This window comes from Sphingomonas citricola (genome assembly GCF_019429535.1).
Classification (GTDB): domain Bacteria; phylum Pseudomonadota; class Alphaproteobacteria; order Sphingomonadales; family Sphingomonadaceae; genus Sphingomonas; species Sphingomonas citricola.
Map to the genome: position 1 here is coordinate 380,673 of NZ_JAHXZM010000001.1, position 16,875 is coordinate 397,547.

Below are 16,875 nucleotides of genomic sequence, written 5' to 3' on the forward strand. Positions count from 1 at the left end.
CGTTGAGCACCATCGCGCGTCATTGCGCGGCGTTGGTACGAAAGCACGCGTCGCGCCCGCGTGAGGGATATTCGCCGCGACCAAATGGCGGTACGCGTCCGGAACATGGCTGACCTTCCCGATCCCGCTGTCTCCCCGACCCCGCACGCGGCGGGGTCTGCCGCCGCCGCTGATGCACCAGCGGCGGGGGTGTTCGGCCTGCCGGTTGCATCGGGCGAGGACGCGCGGATCGCGCAGCGCCGCGACCGGTTGCTCGCCTCGCTGACGCTGACCGCGGGGGCGGGGCTGATGATCGGGCTGCCGTTCGCGCTAAAGTCGGGGTCGGAGTTCTTTCTGCCGACGACGATCGCGCTGGTGGTGTCGCTGGCGCTGATTCCGCTGCTGCAATGGCTCGAGCGTCGCCGGTTGCCGTCGCCGATCGCAGCGCTGATCTGCGTGATCCTGTTCCTCGTCGCCGCCAATATCGCGATCGCCGCGATCGTCGTGCCCGCGACCGACTTCTTCCGCCTGCTCCCTAGCCGGATCAACCGGATCCAGTCGAACCTGCAGCCGCTGCTCGATCTGTATTCCAACCTCGAGCATTACGTGAACCGGACGCTCCGGCAGGTCGCCTCGACCCCGGTCCGCCCGTCACCCAGCGCCGCGGTCTCGCCGCCGAGTTCGATCGTCGAGCTGGCGGCGACCAGCGCGCCGGCGTTCCTGGTGCAGATGTTCTACGCCATCCTCGTCGCCTATTTCTTTCTGAGCGGCTGGACGCGGTTGCGGCAGCGGATGATCACCGAACGCGCGAGCTTCGGTGGCGCGATGGCGACCGCGCGCGTGTTGCAGGACGTCGTCGACGACGTGTCGTCGTATCTGGGCACGATCACCGCGATCAACATCGCATTGGGCGCGATCATCGCGACCGCGCTCTACCTGATCGGGATGCCGTTCCCGCTGATGTGGGGCGGCATCGTCGTGCTGCTGAACTACATTCCGTATTTCGGGCCGGTGATCGCGGCGGTGCTGCTCGCGGTCGGCGGGCTGATGACGTTCAACGACATCTGGACCGCGCTGACCGCGCCCGCGATCATGTACGGCACGCATCTGATCGAGGCGAACGTCGTCACGCCGTTGATCGTCGGGCACCGGCTGACGATCAACCCGGTGCTGATCCTCATCTCGATCAGCTTCTGGGGCTGGGTCTGGGGCACCGCGGGTGCGCTGCTGGCGGTGCCGATCCTGATCATCGTGCAGACCGTCATCGGCGCGGCGGGGCGTCCCGACATCACCGGGTTCCTGTTCGAGCACGGCACGCTGGTACGTTCGCGCGAGCGTGACGCGAAAATCTTCGAGGACGGTGCGTGATCCGGTTGACAGGCGCCTGCGCGCCGCATAGCAGCCGCGCCTCACGCTTCTACAAGCGGGTGTAGCTCAGTTGGTTAGAGCGCCGGCCTGTCACGCCGGAGGTCGCGGGTTCGAGCCCCGTCACTCGCGCCATTCCCCCCGGCGATCACGCTGCGGGACATGGTCAAATGGTCGTGTTGACACATGGGCAGCGCCGGCCTAGTTGGCGCGCCTCACGCTTTTCAAGCGGGTGTAGCTCAGTTGGTTAGAGCGCCGGCCTGTCACGCCGGAGGTCGCGGGTTCGAGCCCCGTCACTCGCGCCACCCCAAGGCGTTTTCCTCAGCATCCTCAGGATCGGCCGCCGCGATTCACGCGCGCCACCGGCCCGTCTCCATCCAGCGCAGCAGCGGCTTGAGCGGGGTGATCCAGATAATCCCCGCGACGAGGTAGAAGGCGAACTGGATCGTCCAGTGCCACGCGCCGACGACGCCCGACAGCGACATGATGACGATCGACCAGATCGCGATCAGCCCCAGGATCGCGAGCATGCCGACGGGTTTGCGCCAATCCGGGGTCATCGGGTAATCCATTCCTGTTCGGTGACGATCGCGTGGAGCGGGGCGTCCCACGCGTCGGGTTCGATCGATGCGACCTCCTGCACGCTCCACGCGACGCCGATGCGGGTCGCGCGCGGATATTGCGCGAAGGCGCGGTCGTAATGTCCCGCACCCTGTCCGACGCGGTTGAGCGCGCGGTCGAACGCGACCAGCGGCGTCAGCACGATGTCGGGGGCGAGTTGCTCGTCGCCGCGCGCGGGCTGGCGGAGGCGGTACGGGCCGTCGATCAGCGCAGCGTCATCCGCCCACGGCACGAAGACGAGCGGCGTCGCCCGGTCGACGACGAACGGCAGCGCGATGCGGCATCCGGCCGCTCGGGCCGCTACGACCAGCGGCGCGGGGTCGGCCTCGCTCCCGATCGGTACATAGGCAGCGACGATCGCCCCGCGCGTGAACAGCGCCTGCGCCGGCGCGGGTACGGCGATCGCCGGGCGGGCACGTGCGACAAAGGCGTCGCGCGCGCGGCGCAGATCGGCACGAAGCTGCTTCTTGTCGGTCATTCGAGCCCCCGGACGCGGTCTAGGACGAACCGGCCGGCACGTCCTGCCCCATCAATGCCGAGCGTTGCGGCACGGGCGTGCCGAGCGATCGGTCGATCGTCGATCATCATCGACGCCGCAGGCGAGGGCGGGTGGCGGGACCGCCGTGGTCGTTTGCCGGTATATCCACTGACGCACGGTACGTCAGGTGGGGATCGTGTACGTCGGACCAGGATCCGGGCAGGGACAACCCCCTTTGGATGATGAATAGCCTCAGGGATAAGTCTGGCTCGTACCGGGCAGAACCCGCCGACCCTGATTTAGGGCTTCGCGGCCTCGTCCTCAAGAGCCGCGGCGAGCGTTTCGAGCCGTTCGGCGATCCGGCCGAGCGCGACATCGGCCGGCGTCTCGGGCGGGGGCGCCTCGCGCGCCTCGATCAGCGCGTCGGCGAGCATCAGCGCGGTCAGCAGAAAGGTGCGCTGCACCCCGCCCGAGCCCGCCGCGCGTCGGGCGGATGCCCAGCGCTCGTCGATCAGCGCGCCTGCCTGCATCAGTCGCGCCTCGCCACCGTCGCGGCACGCGACCTCGAACGACAGGTCGCCGATCTTGAGCGTGACCATCGCCATTATTCGGCTCCCTCACGCGCCATCACCGCGTCGAGCGCGGCGACCGCCTCCGCCATGCGTGATTTCAGCGCGGCGTGACGCTGCGCCACCGCCTCGGCCGCGACGCGGCGACGCGCGATCGCCGCCTCGATTCGTTCGATAGCCTGTTCGATGCGCGCGAGTGCCGGATGGTCCATGGTTCGAACGGATAGGCAGCCGCCCGTCACGCGGCAAGATATTGGTTTCCTAACCCTCGCGCACCCGGCCGTGACCAACCGCGCGACGAATGCGTCCGATGCGGTTGACGCGCCCCCCGCTTGCCCGGCAAAGGCCGCTGCAACTGCGAACAGGCGGGTGAGGACACAGTCATGACGAAGGTAGCGATCAACGGGTTCGGACGTATCGGACGGCTGGTGGCGCGCGCGCTGATCGAGCGGAACAGCGACCTCGAACTCGTCACCATCAACGATCTGGCCGATGCCAAGTCGAACGCCTGGCTGTTCAGCCGCGACAGCGTCCACGGTCGCTTCGGCGGCACCGTCGAGGCGGAGGGCAACGACCTCGTCATCGACGGGAAGCGCATCCGCGTAACCGCGGAGCGCGATCCCGCCAACCTGCCGCACAAGGAACTGGGTGTCGACATCGTGCTCGAATGCACCGGCTTCTTCACCGACCGCGAGAGCGCGCAGAAGCACATCGACGCGGGCGCGAAGAAGGTGCTGATCTCGGCCCCGGCGAAGGGTGTCGACATCACCGTCGTCTACGGCGTCAACGACGACAAGCTCGAGGCCGGTCACACGATCGTGTCGAACGCGTCGTGCACCACCAACTGCCTCGCGCCCGTCGCCAAGGTGCTGAACGACGCGATCGGGATCGAGCGTGGCCTCATGACCACGATCCACGCTTACACCAACGACCAGAAGATCCTCGATCAGATCCACCCCGACCTGCGCCGTGCACGCGCGGCGGCGATGAGCATGATCCCGACCACCACTGGTGCTGCGCGCGCGGTGGGCGAGGTGCTGCCCGAATTGAAGGGCAAGCTCGACGGGTCGGCGGTGCGCGTGCCCGTGCCCGACGGCAGCCTCGTCGACCTGACCTTCACCCCGTCGCGTGACACGACCAAGGACGAGGTCAACGCGCTGCTGAAGGCGGCGGCCGAGGGTCCGATGAAGGGCGTGCTCCACTTCTCCGACGAGCCGCTCGTCTCGATCGACATCGTTCACACGCCCTATTCGTCGACGGTCGACAGCCTGGAGACCGCGGTGATCGACGGCAAGCTGGTGCGCGTCGTCAGCTGGTACGACAATGAATGGGGCTTCTCGAACCGCATGGTCGACACCGCCACCGCGATGGCGAACTTCGGCTGAGGCATCTCTGCCCCGTCGCGATCAGGTCGCGGCGGGGTTTGATCAAACGGACCAACGATGGGCATTCTCCTCGGCATTGCGCGCCACGCCTTTCCCAAGGCGCCGATGGAGTTGATCGACCGCGCGGTCGTGACGTGCGAGGAGGGGATCCACGGCGACTATCGCGGCGCGATGAAGCGCAAGCCCTACCGGCGGCAGATGACGCTGATCGAGCGCGGCGACTGGGCGGCGGCATTGGCCGAGATCGGCGGGAGCATCGGCTGGGAGAAGCGGCGCTCCAACCTGCTGATCGATCACTTCGACCTGCCGCAGGTGCCGGGCACGCTGCTCAGGATCGGCGCCGACGTGATATTGGAGATCACGCGCGAGACCGACCCGTGCGAGCGGATGGAAGCACTCGCGCCGGGATTGAAAGCGGCGCTGCTGCCCGACTGGCGCGGCGGCGCGTGCGCGATGGTGAGACAAGGCGGCGTGATCGCCGTCGGTGACAGGATCAGGATCGAGGAAACATGGACAAGTCCTTCCGAACGCTCGACGACCTCTCAGGGGACTTCGGGGGCGACATCCGCGGCAAGCGCGTCCTCGTCCGCGAGGATCTGAACGTCCCGCTCCACGACGGGCAGGTCAGCGACGATACCCGCCTGCGCGCAACCGTGCCGACGATCGCCGAACTGGCCGACAAGGGCGCGATCGTGCTGGTTCTGGCGCATTTCGGCCGCCCGAAGGTCCCGTCACCCGAATTTTCACTCGCGCAGATCGTCAAGCCTTACGAAGCGGTGCTCGGCCGCGCGGTGCGCTACGTCGACTGGGAGGGGGCCGAGGCCGCGATCGCGACGATGCAGCCGGGCGACATCGGCGTCCTGGAGAACACGCGCTTCTTCGGCGGCGAAGAGAAGAACGATCCGCAAGTCGCTGACCGCTTTGCATCGTTCGGCGAGCTATACGTCAACGATGCCTTCTCCGCCGCACACCGCGCGCATGCCTCGACCGAGGGCCTCGCGCGGCGCCTGCCGGCTTATGCCGGGCGTCAGATGGAGGCCGAACTCGACGCGCTGGAGAAGGCGCTGGGCAATCCCGAGCATCCCGTCGCCGCGGTCGTCGGCGGCGCGAAGGTGTCGACCAAGCTCGACGTGCTCAAGCACCTCGTCACGCGCGTCGATCACCTGATCATCGGCGGCGGGATGGCGAACACGTTCCTCGCGGCGCGCGGCGTCAATGTCGGCAAGAGCCTGTGCGAGCACGATCTGACCGGCACCGCGGAGGAGATCCTCGATGCCGCCGACCAGGCGGGCTGCACCGTCCATCTGCCGTACGACGTCGTGGTCGCGCGCGAATTCAGGGCCAACCCGGAGACGCGCACCGTCAACGTCCACGAGGTCGCCGCCGACGAGATGATCCTCGACATCGGCCCGGCCGCGGCCGAATCGCTCGGCGACGTGCTCAAGAACTGCCGGACCCTGGTGTGGAACGGCCCGCTCGGCGCGTTCGAGACGCCGCCGTTCGACGCCGCCACTGTCGCACTCGCGCGCACCGCGGCGGCGCTGACCAAGGAAGGCGGGCTCGTCTCGGTCGCGGGCGGCGGCGATACCGTCGCGGCGCTCAACCAGGCAGGCGTGGCGAGCGATTTCAGCTTCGTCTCGACCGCGGGCGGCGCGTTTCTCGAATGGATGGAAGGGCGCGAGCTGCCCGGCGTCGCTGCGCTCGCGCGCTGATGCCAGAGGCGCGCGGCCGCGCCGGTCGCGCGCTCACCCCGCTGGCGCAGGCTCCTGCAGCAGCGGCACGATGACCTTGTTGAGCGTGTCGAGGTCGAACGCACCTGCCTTGGCGTAGCGGATGTGGCCGCTGCGATCGATGATGTAGCTCATCGGCACCGCCGACACCTCGGAATACGGGCCCTTCGCCCGCTTGACCGCGGGGATCGCCATCGCGGCGAACAGCGGCTTCATGCGGTAAAGCGGCAGGGAATCCTCGGTCGTCACCGCGAAGGCGCGCAGGCCGTGCTTCTTCTGGATATCATAGTAACGGTCGATCAGCGGCAGTTCGGCGCGGCACGGCACGCACCACGTTGCCCAGAAATTGAGCAGCACGACCTGCCCCTTCATGTCGTCGCGCGACACCTTGCTGCCGTCCATCAGCGTGAAGGTGAAATCGGGCGCGACATCGCCGACCTTGGGAAGCCGCGCGCTCGCGGGTGCCGCGCACATGAATGCCGCCAGCGCGGTTGCGATCCAACGTTTCATCATCTCTCCCCCCTCGCGCTTTATGCTGCGGCGGCGCGCGCGCCGCGTCAACGCGGCTTGCATCGCGCGGCGGTGAGGCGTAGGCGGCGTTTAACATGTTAAACGCGAGGGCAAGGCGGCATGCTGGGGGTGCGACTGGACGAGGAGCTTGAACAGCGTCTCGCCGCCGTCGCGCGCTCGCAGGGGCGCAGCAAGAGCGACATCGCGCGCGAGGCGGTGCGTCGCTACGTCGACCTCCACGACGAGGCGTTCCGCCGCGAGGCGCGCCGCCAGTCGCTGCGCGCGTCGCGGCGCGAAACCGCCGACGACCACCGCTTCTGGGAAGCGGTCGAGGCGGATGCCGCCGCGGCTGAGCGATCCGCCGCGTGAGCGCGGCCGGGATCAGGCACGGCGCGATCGTCATGGTTGCACCCGCGGCGGGACGTGACGGCGAACGTCCCGGCGTGGTCGTTCAGGCGGATCTGTTCAACGAAACGCACGCGACGATCACGCTGTGCCCGCTCACCAGCGTGATCGGCGGCGAGTCGTTGTTCCGCGTCGCGATCTCGCCGCAGGAACACACCGGGCTCAGCGTCGAATGCGAAGTGCAGGTCGATCGCATCACCTCGGTGCGCCGTCACCGGATCGTCAAGGTCATCGGGCATGCCTCGGCGACGCGGATGGAACAGGTCGATCAGGCGCTCAGGCGCTGGCTTACCTTGTGATTGCAATTGGATAGGAGTGGAACATGACCCCGATCGTCAAGAACATCCTCGACAAGTACGAGGGCACCAGCCCGGCGGTGAAGGCCAATCTCGCGCGCATCCTGATGCACGGCAAGCTGGGCGGCACGGGCAAGCTGCTGATCCTGCCGGTCGATCAGGGGTTCGAGCACGGCCCGGCGCGGTCGTTCGCGATCAATCCGGCGGCGTATGACCCGCATTACCACTATCAGATCGCGATCGACGCCGGCCTGTCGGCCTATGCCGCCCCGCTCGGGATGCTCGAGGCGGGTGCCGACACGTTCGCGGGGCAGATCCCGACGATCCTCAAGGTCAATTCGTCGAACAGCTGGGCGACCAGCATCAACCAGGCGCAGACCGGCAGCGTCGAGGACGCGCTGCGGCTCGGCTGCGCCGCGATCGGCTTCACGATCTACCCGGGCTCCGACCACATTTTCGAGATGATGGAGCAGATCCGTGCGCTGCGCGAGGAGGCCGCGGCAGCGGGCCTCGCCACCGTGATCTGGTCCTACCCGCGCGGTGGCGACATCTCGAAGGATGGCGAACTCGCGCTCGACGTCGGTGCTTATGCCGCTCACATGGCGGCGCTGCTCGGCGCGCACATCATCAAGGTGAAGCTGCCAACCGCGCATATCGAGCAGAAGGACGCGAAGAAGGCGTACGAGAAGCTCGACGCCTCGACCCAGGCGAAGCGCGTCGCGCACGTCGTCCAGTCGAGCTTCGCGGGTCGCCGCGTGGTCGTCTTCTCGGGCGGTGCGTCGAAGGGCTCGGACGCGGTGTACCAGGACGCGCGCGACATCCGCGACGGCGGCGGCAACGGCTCGATCATCGGGCGCAACACGTTCCAGCGCGAGCGTCACGAGGCGCTCGAGATGCTCGCGAAGCTGATCGCGATCTACAAGAACGAGGAATAAGTCCTTGTTGCCGCGGCCGTCCCGATCGGCGGGGCGGCTGCGGCAACGATCGCTGCCCGCCTTGGCGCTTTCGTCGCGATCGACGAGGCGCTAGGGCGGCGCGATGGATATCGAAGACCCGCTCGGCCCGCTCGATCCCGCTTTCGCCGCCGCCTTCAAGCGCGACGATCGACGCCCGCCGTGCCAATTGTACCTCGTCTCGCCGCTCGATGTGCGCGGCGCCTTCCCCGACCGGCTGCGCCGCGCGCTGGGCGCGGGACCGGTCGCGGCGTTCCAGTTCCGCGTCAAGGACGTCGACCAGCACGCCGCGGCGAAGCTCGCCGAACCGCTCCAGGCGATCTGCGCCGAACACGACGTCGCCTTCATCGTCAACGACAGCGCCAGCCTCGCCAAGCGGCTGGGTGCGGACGGCGTGCATCTGGGGCAGGACGACGATGATCCGCGCGACGCGCGCGCGTTGCTCGGGCCCGACGTGCAGATCGGGGTGACGTGCCACGACAGCCGCCACCTCGCGATGGAAGCGGGTGAGGCGAACGCGGATTACGTCGCGTTCGGCGCCTTCTATCCGACCACGACGAAGGCGGTGAAGCACCACCCGGAACCGTCGATCCTGTCATGGTGGTCGACGCTGTTCGAGCTGCCGAGCGTCGCGATCGGTGGGATCACGCCCGACAATGTCGCCCCGCTCGTCGCCGCCGGTGCCGACTTCGTCGCGGTGTCGGGCTCGGTCTGGAACGGCGACGAGGCCGCGGCGGTCAAGGCGTTCGAGGCGGCGCTGGCCGCGGCGCACCGGACCTGACCATCGTCTGACGCTTGACGCTGTCAGCCGGCGCGCCATGCTAGCCGGCATGACCCGGCTCGGCGCCATTATCCTGTCGGCGATCATCCTCGCCGCGATCGGCTTCGCGTCGATGCTGTCGTTCGGTGCGACGCCGGCATCGCCCAGGCAGGTGCCAACGCCTCGCGAGGAGGCCGCCTCCGATCCGCCGCCGGCCGCCGCGCCTGCCACCGCGCTGCGCGTGCCGGTCGCGGGGGTATCGCGCGCGGCGCTGCGCGACACCTGGGGCGAGGCGCGCGAGGGCGGGGCACGCGGGCATCACGGCACCGACATCATGGCACGTGCGGGCACCCCGGTGATCGCCGCGGCCGACGGCTGGGTCGAGAAACTGTTCGAGAGCGGGCGCGGCGGGACCACGCTCTACCAGCGCTCGGCCGACCGGCGCTGGAGCTATTATTATGCGCATCTCGCGGGCTACGCGCCGGGCGTTCGCGAGGGGATGCGGGTGCGCGCGGGGCAGGTGCTCGGCTATGTCGGCGACACCGGTGACGCGGGTGCGGGCAATTACCACCTGCATTTCGGCCTTACGCGCATGCACGGTGGCGAGCGCTGGTGGCAGGGTGATACCGTCAACCCGTATCCGCTTCTTGCCCGCCAGCCCACCCGGCGCTAGATGGCGCGCACCGGCTGTCCGCCCGCGTGCGGCAGTCCCAGCTCTTTTCCATAGGCGAGATCCATGAAGATCAGCGGCGTGGACATCCGTCCCGGCAACATCATCGAGTATGAAGGCGGCATTTGGCGCGCCGTGAAGATCCAGCACACCCAGCCCGGCAAGGGCGGTGCGTACATGCAGGTCGAGTTGAAGAACCTGCGCGACGGGCGCAAGAACAACGTCCGCTTCCGCTCGGCGGAATCGGTCGAGCGGGTGCGGCTCGACACCAAGGATTTCCAGTTCCTGTTCGCCGAGGGCGACGGGCTCGTCTTCATGGACAAGCAGACCTACGACCAGGTGACGCTGCCGCGCGACCTGTTGGGCGATGCCGCGGCGTTCCTGCAGGACGGCATGGACGTCGTCATGGAATTGTATGACGACGAGGCGATCAGCGTGCAGCTGCCCGACACGATCGAGGCCGAGATCGTCGAGGCCGACGCGGTGGTGAAGGGGCAGACCGCCTCGTCGAGCTACAAGCCCGCGATCCTCGACAACGGCGTGCGCGTGATGGTGCCGCCGCACATTTCGGCCGGCACGCGGATCGTCGTTGATGTGTACGAGCAAACCTACGTTCGGCGCGCCGACTGAGACGATTAGCGCACGCTAATTGCACAGTCGGCCGCCCGGCCGGCGTGCCGTAAGGCACGACCGACGACGCGGGCTTCGCCCGCGCCGGGCCGGCGAGAAAATACCGCCCTCACCGAAGGGCCGGGGGAGGGGGCCACCGGGGTGGTCCCGTTCTCCCTCACGCAGGCGACCGCGTGGGGCTCTCCTATTCAACCCTCTCCCCGGAGGGGCTAGGGCTTTTGTCATGCCATCCCATTCCGGCCTGTTCACGATCATCGAGCGCGCTGCCCGCAAGGCCGCGCCGCGGCTGCGTCGCGACTTCAACGAAGTCCAGCAGCTCCAGGTCAGCCGCAAGGGGCCCGCGGACTTCGTGACCCAGGCCGATCAGCGTTGCGAACAGACGCTGTACGAGGAATTGTCGAAGGCGCGCCCCGACTGGGGGTTCCTGATGGAGGAGCGCGGCGAGATCGCGGGTGATCCGACCAAGCCGCGCTTCATCGTCGACCCGCTCGACGGCACGTCGAATTTCCTCCACGGTATTCCCCATTTCGCGATCTCGATCGCGGTCGAGGAGCCGCTGCCGAACGGCAAGCGTGAGATCACGACCGCGCTGACCTATCAACCGCTGACCGACGAGAGCTTCTGGGCCGAGAAGGGCCGCGGCGCGTGGTTGCAGGACCAGCGGCTGCGCGTGTCGGCGCGGCGCGAGCCGTCGGAAGCGCTGATCGCGACCGGCATCCCGTTCATGGGCCACGGCGACTTCGTGCAATGGACGCGCATCTTCGGCGGCATCGCGCCGCAGGTCGCGGGCATACGCCGGCTGGGTGCGGCGACGCTCGACCTCGCCTGGGTCGCGGCGGGGCGCTTCGACGGATTCTGGGAAAGCGACCTGAAGCCGTGGGACGTCTCGGCCGGCGTGCTGCTGGTGAAGGAAGCCGGCGGCTTCGTCACCGATTTCCGCGGCGGCGACCGCTACATGGAGCGCAACGAGTTACTGGCGTCGAACGACGGCCTGCATTCGAAGCTCCACAAGATGCTGGCGCAATCGCTGCGCTGAGCAGCCGGGCAGGGGTGCCTGGGCGGGGTGTTGCGATTCATTCTCACGCCCCGCGCGCCTTGCCCGTCCCTGCCCGGAGGCTTAAAGCGGCCGGCAATCGTTCGCACATGCAGTACGAGCGTCTGAACGTAGCATTGAGAGTCTGACATTGGTCGACCTGTCGCAATATCTGCCGATCCTGATGTTCCTCGGGGTGGCGCTGATCCTGTCCTCGGCGTTCGTGTTCCTGCCGATGGCGGTGTCGCGGATCACGGGCTCGCACAAGCCGACCGCGGAGAAATTGTCCGAATATGAATGCGGTTTCCCCGCGTTCGAGGACAGCCGCAGCCAGTTCGACGTGCGCTTTTATCTCGTTGCCATTCTGTTCATCATCTTCGATCTCGAGGCCGCGTTCCTATATCCTTGGGCGGTAAGCGTTTTCTCGCTCGGATGGACGGCGTGGATCAGCATGATGGTATTTATCGCGGAGCTCGCACTAGGGCTCGTCTACGCGTGGAAGAAGGGAGCGTTGGAGTGGGAGTAGAAGCACACTCCGGGCCCGTCGGGCTCGTCAACGCGCCGGAAACCGGCCGCTCGGTCGTGGCGCCCGATCAGGGTTTCTTCGACAGCCTGAACGGCGAGCTGACCGACAAGGGGTTCCTCGTGACCTCGTCGGAGGAGTTGTTCCAGTGGGCGCGCACGGGCTCGTTGTGGTGGATGACGTTCGGCCTCGCGTGCTGCGCGGTGGAGATGATCCACGTTAACATGCCGCGCTACGACCTCGAACGCTTCGGCGCCGCCCCGCGCGCGTCGCCGCGCCAGTCGGACGTGATGATCGTCGCAGGCACGCTCTGCAACAAGATGGCGCCCGCGCTGCGCAAGGTTTACGACCAGATGTCGGAGCCGAAGTACGTCATCTCGATGGGCAGCTGCGCCAACGGCGGTGGCTATTACCATTACAGCTATTCGGTGGTGCGCGGCTGCGACCGCGTCGTGCCGGTCGACATCTACGTGCCGGGGTGTCCCCCGACCGCGGAGGCGCTGCTCTACGGCATCATGCAGTTGCAGCGTAAGATCCGCCGCAGCGGGAGCATCGAGCGATGAGGGCACCGGCACCGGCATTCGCCTACAGCCTGAACGACGAGACGATCGCGGCCGCGCAGGCGGCGATCGGCGGCGGCCTCACGCACGCGTTCGCGCGCGCGGGCGAGGTGCAGTTGCACGTGACCCGCGACGCGCTGATCCAGGCGCTGACCGCGCTGCGCGACACGCCCGGGCTCGAATATCAGCAGCTGATGGAGATCGCGGGCGTCGACTATCCCGATCGCGGGGTCGAGCGGTTCGAGGTCGTCTATTGCCTGCTCTCGCTGACGCGTAACCACCGCCTGCACGTCCATGTCCGCGCGTCGGAGGATACGCCGGTGCCGAGCGTGACCGGGCTGTGGCCGGTCGCGGGCTGGCTCGAGCGCGAGGTGTACGACATGTACGGCGTGCTGTTCGCCGGCAACCAGGACCTGCGCCGCATCCTCACCGACTACGGTTTCCGCGGCCACCCGTTCCGCAAGGACTTCCCGCTCTCCGGCTTTGTCGAGATGCGTTATTCGGAAGAGCAGAAGCGCGTCGTGTACGAGCCGGTCAAGCTCGCGCAGGATTTCCGCAATTTCGACTTCATGAGCCCGTGGGAAGGCGCCGAATACGTGCTGCCGGGTGATGAGAAGGCGAAGGACGCCGCGCTGCCGCAGGCCAAGGGCGCGCAGACCCCGGCGACCGCGACGCAGGTGCAGAACGCGGGTGCCGCGAAGACCGACGCCAAGGCGCCGGCCGCGTCGAGCGAGCCTTACGCGAAGACCGACGCGCCGAGCACCGCGCAGACGGGTGCCGGCAAGGACGACCCCGATTCCAAACCCAAGCCCGCCGACCCCGATGTCGTGCCCGGCAAGGGAGGGCAGAACCAATGACCGATACGCTGGTGGAAAAGGACATGCCCGTCGATCATCAGGTCGACAAGACGATGGCGGTCGACCGCGAGGTCGATCCCGCGGTCGAGAAGATCATCGGCGCGACCGACGCCTCGCACCCGAGCGAGGGCGATGTCGCGATCCAGAACTACACGATCAACTTCGGTCCGCAGCACCCCGCGGCGCACGGCGTGCTCCGCCTCGTCATGGAGCTCGACGGCGAGATCATCGAGCGGATCGACCCGCACGTTGGCCTCCTCCACCGCGGCACCGAGAAGCTGATCGAGTACAAGACCTACGCGCAGGCGATCCCGTATTTCGACCGGCTCGATTACTGCTCGCCGATGTGCATGGAGCACACCTTCGTGCTCGCGATCGAGAAGCTGCTCGACCTCGAGGTGCCGCTGCGCGCGCAATATCTGCGCGTGCTGTTCGCCGAGCTGACGCGCATTTCGAACCACATGCTAAACCTCGGTTCGCACGTGATGGACGTCGGCGCGATGACGCCGAACCTGTGGCTGTTCGAGATTCGCGAGGATTGCTACGGCTTCTTCGAGCGTGCCTCGGGCGCGCGGATGCACCACAATTACATGCGGCCGGGCGGCGTCCACCAGGACGTGCCCCTGAAGCTTCTGACCGACATCGCCGACTGGCTCGACACGCGGCTGCCGCGCCTGTTCGAGGATGCGATCAGCCTCGTCGCCGACAATCGCATCTTCAAGCAGCGCAACGTCGATATCGGCACGGTCAGCCGCGACGACGCGATCGCCTGGGGCTTCTCGGGTCCGATGATCCGCGCCGCGGGCATCCCGTGGGATCTGCGCAAGTCGCAGCCCTATGACGTGTACGACCGGATGGACTTCGACGTCCCCGTCGGCACGCGCGGCGACTGCTACGACCGCTTCATGGTGCGCGTGGAGGAGGTGCGTCAGTCGGCGCGCATCATGCGCCAGTGCCTGAACGAGATGCCCGAGGGGCCGATCGCCAGCCTCGACCGCAAGGTCGTGCCGCCCAAGCGCGCCGAGATGAAGCAGTCGATGGAAGCGCTGATCCACCACTTCAAGCTCTATACCGAGGGCTATCACGTCCCCGCGGGCGAAGTGTACGTCGCGACCGAAAGCCCGAAGGGCGAGTTCGGCGTGTATCTGGTCAGCGACGGCAGCAACAAGCCGTACCGCTGCAAGATCCGCCCGACCGCCTTCTCGCACCTGCAGGCAATGGACTTCATGAGCCGCGGCCACATGCTCGCGGACACCACCGCGATCCTGGGCGCGATGGACATCGTTTTCGGCGAGTGCGATCGGTGATCGAGAGTGTCACCAACGAGCTGATCTACTCGGTTATGCAGAAGATGCAGACCGACCTGTCGGAGCTGAAGTTCGACATTCGCGACCTCAAGGCGCGAATGACGATGGTCGAGGAGCATCTCGGCAGCTCCATTATCGCTACGTCGGGCGTCAACAGCCGCCTCGACCGCCTGAATGATCGTGTCGAGCGGATCGAGAGCCGCCTCGACCTTACGGAACACCGCTGATGGCTGACGGACCGCAGATCCCCGACGAGGCCGAGACCCGCGCGCGCTGGGGCGCGTTCGCGTGGAGCGAGGCGAACCAGGTCAAGCGCAACGAGATCCTCGCGCGCTATCCCAAGGGGCGCGAACAATCGGGCTCGATCCCTTTGCTCGACCTCGCGCAGCGCCAGGTGGGCGAGGAGACGAACACGCAAGGCTGGCTGCCCGTGCCGGTGATCGAGTTCGTCGCGCGCGAGATCGGGGTGCCGTACATCCGCGTGCTCGAGGTCGCGACCTTCTACACGATGTTCAATCTCGCGCCCGTCGGGCGTTTCCACGTCCAGGTGTGCGGCACGACGCCGTGCGTGCTGCGCGGGTCGGACGACGTGTTCGCGGCGTGCAAGAACAAGGGGCTGATCAAGGGGCGCACGACCCCCGACGGCCTGTTCACGCTCACCGAGGTCGAGTGCATGGGCAATTGCGCGTCGGCGCCGATGGTCCAGATCAACGACGACAATTACGAAGATCTCGACTATGATCGCACCACCGCGATCCTCGAGACGCTGGCGAACGGCGGCACGCCCAAGCCCGGTTCGCAGGAACCGGGGCGTCACACCGTCGAGCCGTACGGCGGGCCGACGACGCTGACCGCGATGGTGAACGAGAACCACGATTACCGCGCCGAATGGGGGCAGGTGGCGCAGCCCCGGGCGGTGGAGCAGCAGGCATGAGTCTCGCCGACAAGGATCGTATCTTCACCAACCTCTACGGCTTCCAGTCGTGGCGGGTCGACGCGGCGATGCAGCGCGGAGACTGGGACAATACCAAGGATCTGCTGGCGCTCGGCCAGGACAAGATCATCGACGTCATCAAGGCGTCGGGGCTGCGCGGGCGCGGCGGTGCGGGCTTCCCGACGGGCACGAAGTGGAGCTTCATGCCCAAGGAGCCCAAACCCGATCGCCCGAACTTCCTCGTCATCAACGCCGACGAGTCCGAGCCCGGTTCGTGCAAGGACCGCGAAATCATGCGGCACGATCCGCACAAGCTGATCGAGGGCGCGCTGGTCGCGGGCTTCGCGATGCGAGCGCGGGCGGCCTACATCTACATCCGCGGCGAATATATCCGCGAGGCCGAGGTGCTGTTCGCCGCGGTCGCGGAGGCATATGATCGCGGCCTCGTCGGCAAGAACGCGTGCGGGTCGGGCTACGACTTCGACGTGTTCGTTCATCGTGGTGCGGGGGCGTACATCTGCGGTGAGGAAACCGCGATGCTCGAGAGCCTGGAGGGCAAGAAGGGCCAGCCGCGCCTGAAGCCGCCGTTCCCGGCGGGCGCGGGCCTCTACGGTTGCCCGACGACGGTCAACAACGTCGAATCGATCGCGGTCGCGCCGACGATCCTCAGGCGCGGTGCGGCGTGGTTCTCGAGCTTCGGCAACGAGAACAACAAGGGTACCAAGCTCTTCCAGATCAGCGGCCACGTCGAGAAGCCGACGGTGGTCGAGGAAGCGATGAGCATCAGCTTCCGCGAGCTGATCGAGAAGCATTGCGGCGGCATCCGCGGCGGCTGGGACAATCTGCTCGCCGTCATCCCGGGCGGCTCCTCGGTGCCGCTGGTGCCGGCAAAGGACATCATCGACTGCCCGATGGACTTTGACGGGTTGAAGGGCGTCGGCTCGGGCCTCGGCACCGCGGCGGTGATCGTCATGGACAAGTCGACCGACGTCGTCCGCGCGATCAGCCGCATCTCGTACTTCTACAAGCACGAGAGCTGCGGCCAGTGCACCCCGTGCCGCGAGGGTACCGGCTGGATGTGGCGCGTGATGGAGCGGCTGCGCACCGGCGACGCCGAGATCGGCGAGATCGACATGCTCCAGCAGGTCACCAAGCAGGTCGAGGGCCACTCGATCTGCGCATTGGGCGACGCCGCGGCATGGCCGATTCAGGGGCTGATCAAACACTTCCGCCCCGAACTGGAACGCCGCATCAACGAGCGTACCGGCGGCGCGGGCTCGCTCGCCCCGATGCAGGAAGCGGCCGAGTGA

23 protein-coding genes and 2 tRNA genes are annotated in these 16,875 nt (G+C 67.3%); 20 read left to right on the top strand and 5 right to left on the bottom strand.

Annotation, left to right across the window (positions count from 1 at the left end):
* The first annotated feature begins 105 nt into the window (after positions 1-105).
* The 3 genes from KZ810_RS01820 (at position 106) to KZ810_RS01830 (ending at position 1,649) form a co-directional block, all read left to right on the top strand.
* Positions 106-1,347: an AI-2E family transporter gene (locus KZ810_RS01820; RefSeq protein ID WP_219767286.1), complete on the top strand. Its 1,242-nt coding sequence runs from the start codon at positions 106-108 to the stop codon at positions 1,345-1,347.
* Between the two features lie 55 nt (positions 1,348-1,402).
* Positions 1,403-1,479, top strand: a tRNA-Asp gene (locus KZ810_RS01825).
* Between the two features lie 93 nt (positions 1,480-1,572).
* Positions 1,573-1,649, top strand: a tRNA-Asp gene (locus tag KZ810_RS01830).
* Positions 1,650-1,694: 45 nt separating this feature from the next.
* Here KZ810_RS01830 and KZ810_RS01835 read toward each other — a convergent pair.
* The 4 genes from KZ810_RS01835 to KZ810_RS01850 form a co-directional block, all read right to left on the bottom strand.
* Positions 1,695-1,904, bottom strand: coding sequence for a DUF2842 domain-containing protein (locus KZ810_RS01835; RefSeq protein ID WP_219767287.1), 210 nt, complete (start codon positions 1,902-1,904; stop codon positions 1,695-1,697).
* Positions 1,901-2,443 carry a 5-formyltetrahydrofolate cyclo-ligase gene (locus tag KZ810_RS01840; RefSeq protein WP_219767288.1) on the bottom strand — a complete coding sequence of 181 codons (543 nt, stop codon included), beginning with the start codon at positions 2,441-2,443 and terminating at the stop codon, positions 1,901-1,903. The genes KZ810_RS01835 and KZ810_RS01840 overlap by 4 nt, the downstream gene beginning before the upstream one ends.
* A gap of 299 nt (positions 2,444-2,742) precedes the next feature.
* Positions 2,743-3,048, bottom strand: a complete 306-nt coding sequence (locus KZ810_RS01845; RefSeq protein ID WP_219767289.1) for a cell division protein ZapA — start codon at positions 3,046-3,048, stop codon at positions 2,743-2,745.
* Complete coding sequence (locus KZ810_RS01850; protein WP_219767290.1) at positions 3,048-3,224, bottom strand: hypothetical protein; 177 nt, start codon at positions 3,222-3,224, stop codon at positions 3,048-3,050. Before KZ810_RS01850 ends, KZ810_RS01845 begins: the two co-directional genes overlap by 1 nt.
* A gap of 171 nt (positions 3,225-3,395) precedes the next feature.
* Here KZ810_RS01850 and gap point away from each other — a divergent pair, with 171 nt between their 5' ends.
* The 3 genes from gap to KZ810_RS01865 are packed head-to-tail and all read left to right on the top strand — an operon-like array spanning position 3,396 to position 6,109.
* Positions 3,396-4,397 (top strand): type I glyceraldehyde-3-phosphate dehydrogenase, encoded by a 1,002-nt coding sequence (gap, locus tag KZ810_RS01855; protein ID WP_219767291.1) that lies wholly within the window; start codon positions 3,396-3,398, stop codon positions 4,395-4,397.
* A gap of 57 nt (positions 4,398-4,454) precedes the next feature.
* Positions 4,455-4,997: an MOSC domain-containing protein gene (locus tag KZ810_RS01860; RefSeq protein WP_219767292.1), complete on the top strand. Its 543-nt coding sequence runs from the start codon at positions 4,455-4,457 to the stop codon at positions 4,995-4,997.
* Positions 4,907-6,109, top strand: coding sequence for a phosphoglycerate kinase (locus KZ810_RS01865; RefSeq protein WP_219767293.1), 1,203 nt, complete (start codon positions 4,907-4,909; stop codon positions 6,107-6,109). The genes KZ810_RS01860 and KZ810_RS01865 overlap by 91 nt, the downstream gene beginning before the upstream one ends.
* A 33-nt stretch (positions 6,110-6,142) precedes the next feature.
* On the opposite strand, the gene KZ810_RS01870 is transcribed toward KZ810_RS01865, so the two are convergent.
* Positions 6,143-6,637: a TlpA family protein disulfide reductase gene (locus tag KZ810_RS01870; protein WP_258044282.1), complete on the bottom strand. Its 495-nt coding sequence runs from the start codon at positions 6,635-6,637 to the stop codon at positions 6,143-6,145.
* 120 nt (positions 6,638-6,757) lie between these two features.
* Here KZ810_RS01870 and KZ810_RS01875 point away from each other — a divergent pair, with 120 nt between their 5' ends.
* The 14 genes from KZ810_RS01875 (at position 6,758) to nuoF (ending at position 16,875) form a co-directional block, all read left to right on the top strand.
* A complete protein-coding gene (locus KZ810_RS01875) occupies positions 6,758-7,006 on the top strand; it encodes a ribbon-helix-helix protein, CopG family (protein ID WP_219767294.1) in 249 nt (82 codons plus the stop codon).
* Positions 7,003-7,341 carry a type II toxin-antitoxin system PemK/MazF family toxin gene (locus tag KZ810_RS01880; RefSeq protein ID WP_308461465.1) on the top strand — a complete coding sequence of 113 codons (339 nt, stop codon included), beginning with the start codon at positions 7,003-7,005 and terminating at the stop codon, positions 7,339-7,341. The genes KZ810_RS01875 and KZ810_RS01880 overlap by 4 nt, the downstream gene beginning before the upstream one ends.
* Positions 7,342-7,364: 23 nt before the next feature.
* A complete protein-coding gene (locus tag KZ810_RS01885) occupies positions 7,365-8,273 on the top strand; it encodes a class I fructose-bisphosphate aldolase (RefSeq protein ID WP_219767295.1) in 909 nt (302 codons plus the stop codon).
* Positions 8,274-8,376: 103 nt separating this feature from the next.
* A complete protein-coding gene (thiE, locus tag KZ810_RS01890) occupies positions 8,377-9,072 on the top strand; it encodes a thiamine phosphate synthase (protein ID WP_219767296.1) in 696 nt (231 codons plus the stop codon).
* 49 nt (positions 9,073-9,121) lie between these two features.
* A complete protein-coding gene (locus tag KZ810_RS01895; protein WP_219767297.1) occupies positions 9,122-9,724 on the top strand; it encodes a M23 family metallopeptidase in 603 nt (200 codons plus the stop codon).
* A 63-nt stretch (positions 9,725-9,787) separates the two neighbouring features.
* Positions 9,788-10,351, top strand: coding sequence for an elongation factor P (efp, locus tag KZ810_RS01900; RefSeq protein ID WP_219767298.1), 564 nt, complete (start codon positions 9,788-9,790; stop codon positions 10,349-10,351).
* A 223-nt stretch (positions 10,352-10,574) separates the two neighbouring features.
* A complete protein-coding gene (locus KZ810_RS01905; RefSeq protein ID WP_219767299.1) occupies positions 10,575-11,387 on the top strand; it encodes an inositol monophosphatase family protein in 813 nt (270 codons plus the stop codon).
* Between the two features lie 148 nt (positions 11,388-11,535).
* The gene (ndhC, locus tag KZ810_RS01910) at positions 11,536-11,910 is read left to right on the top strand and encodes an NADH-quinone oxidoreductase subunit A (RefSeq protein ID WP_093003457.1); all 375 of its coding nucleotides are present in this window, start codon (positions 11,536-11,538) and stop codon (positions 11,908-11,910) included.
* Complete coding sequence (locus KZ810_RS01915) at positions 11,901-12,470, top strand: NuoB/complex I 20 kDa subunit family protein (protein ID WP_373369126.1); 570 nt, start codon at positions 11,901-11,903, stop codon at positions 12,468-12,470. Before ndhC ends, KZ810_RS01915 begins: the two co-directional genes overlap by 10 nt.
* Positions 12,467-13,324, top strand: a complete 858-nt coding sequence (locus tag KZ810_RS01920) for an NADH-quinone oxidoreductase subunit C (protein ID WP_219767300.1) — start codon at positions 12,467-12,469, stop codon at positions 13,322-13,324. The genes KZ810_RS01915 and KZ810_RS01920 overlap by 4 nt, the downstream gene beginning before the upstream one ends.
* A 53-nt stretch (positions 13,325-13,377) precedes the next feature.
* Positions 13,378-14,631 (top strand): NADH-quinone oxidoreductase subunit D, encoded by a 1,254-nt coding sequence (locus KZ810_RS01925; RefSeq protein ID WP_258044373.1) that lies wholly within the window; start codon positions 13,378-13,380, stop codon positions 14,629-14,631.
* On the top strand, positions 14,628-14,858 hold the full coding sequence (locus KZ810_RS01930; protein WP_219767301.1) for a hypothetical protein: 231 nt from the start codon (positions 14,628-14,630) through the stop codon (positions 14,856-14,858). Before KZ810_RS01925 ends, KZ810_RS01930 begins: the two co-directional genes overlap by 4 nt.
* Positions 14,858-15,565, top strand: a complete 708-nt coding sequence (locus KZ810_RS01935) for a complex I 24 kDa subunit family protein (protein WP_219767302.1) — start codon at positions 14,858-14,860, stop codon at positions 15,563-15,565. Before KZ810_RS01930 ends, KZ810_RS01935 begins: the two co-directional genes overlap by 1 nt.
* On the top strand, positions 15,562-16,875 hold the full coding sequence (gene nuoF, locus KZ810_RS01940; RefSeq protein WP_219767303.1) for an NADH-quinone oxidoreductase subunit NuoF: 1,314 nt from the start codon (positions 15,562-15,564) through the stop codon (positions 16,873-16,875). The genes KZ810_RS01935 and nuoF overlap by 4 nt, the downstream gene beginning before the upstream one ends.

Excerpts from the sequence above, each read along its gene's own strand:
- KZ810_RS01935 (WP_219767302.1), top strand. The coding sequence starts at position 14,858 with ATGGCTGACGGACCGCAGATCCCCGACGAGGCCGAGACCCGCGCGCGC.
- KZ810_RS01845 (WP_219767289.1), bottom strand. The coding sequence starts at position 3,048 with ATGGCGATGGTCACGCTCAAGATCGGCGACCTGTCGTTCGAGGTCGCG.
- KZ810_RS01870 (WP_258044282.1), bottom strand. The coding sequence starts at position 6,637 with ATGAAACGTTGGATCGCAACCGCGCTGGCGGCATTCATGTGCGCGGCA.
- KZ810_RS01860 (WP_219767292.1), top strand. The coding sequence starts at position 4,455 with ATGGGCATTCTCCTCGGCATTGCGCGCCACGCCTTTCCCAAGGCGCCG.
- KZ810_RS01865 (WP_219767293.1), top strand. The coding sequence starts at position 4,907 with ATGGACAAGTCCTTCCGAACGCTCGACGACCTCTCAGGGGACTTCGGG.
- KZ810_RS01840 (WP_219767288.1), bottom strand. The coding sequence starts at position 2,443 with ATGACCGACAAGAAGCAGCTTCGTGCCGATCTGCGCCGCGCGCGCGAC.
- KZ810_RS01895 (WP_219767297.1), top strand. The coding sequence starts at position 9,122 with ATGACCCGGCTCGGCGCCATTATCCTGTCGGCGATCATCCTCGCCGCG.
- KZ810_RS01835 (WP_219767287.1), bottom strand. The coding sequence starts at position 1,904 with ATGACCCCGGATTGGCGCAAACCCGTCGGCATGCTCGCGATCCTGGGG.
- KZ810_RS01885 (WP_219767295.1), top strand. The coding sequence starts at position 7,365 with ATGACCCCGATCGTCAAGAACATCCTCGACAAGTACGAGGGCACCAGC.
- KZ810_RS01850 (WP_219767290.1), bottom strand. The coding sequence starts at position 3,224 with ATGGACCATCCGGCACTCGCGCGCATCGAACAGGCTATCGAACGAATC.
- efp (WP_219767298.1), top strand. The coding sequence starts at position 9,788 with ATGAAGATCAGCGGCGTGGACATCCGTCCCGGCAACATCATCGAGTAT.
- gap (WP_219767291.1), top strand. The coding sequence starts at position 3,396 with ATGACGAAGGTAGCGATCAACGGGTTCGGACGTATCGGACGGCTGGTG.
- KZ810_RS01920 (WP_219767300.1), top strand. The coding sequence starts at position 12,467 with ATGAGGGCACCGGCACCGGCATTCGCCTACAGCCTGAACGACGAGACG.
- KZ810_RS01925 (WP_258044373.1), top strand. The coding sequence starts at position 13,378 with ATGGCGGTCGACCGCGAGGTCGATCCCGCGGTCGAGAAGATCATCGGC.
- thiE (WP_219767296.1), top strand. The coding sequence starts at position 8,377 with ATGGATATCGAAGACCCGCTCGGCCCGCTCGATCCCGCTTTCGCCGCC.
- KZ810_RS01820 (WP_219767286.1), top strand. The coding sequence starts at position 106 with ATGGCTGACCTTCCCGATCCCGCTGTCTCCCCGACCCCGCACGCGGCG.
- KZ810_RS01875 (WP_219767294.1), top strand. The coding sequence starts at position 6,758 with ATGCTGGGGGTGCGACTGGACGAGGAGCTTGAACAGCGTCTCGCCGCC.
- nuoF (WP_219767303.1), top strand. The coding sequence starts at position 15,562 with ATGAGTCTCGCCGACAAGGATCGTATCTTCACCAACCTCTACGGCTTC.
- KZ810_RS01905 (WP_219767299.1), top strand. The coding sequence starts at position 10,575 with ATGCCATCCCATTCCGGCCTGTTCACGATCATCGAGCGCGCTGCCCGC.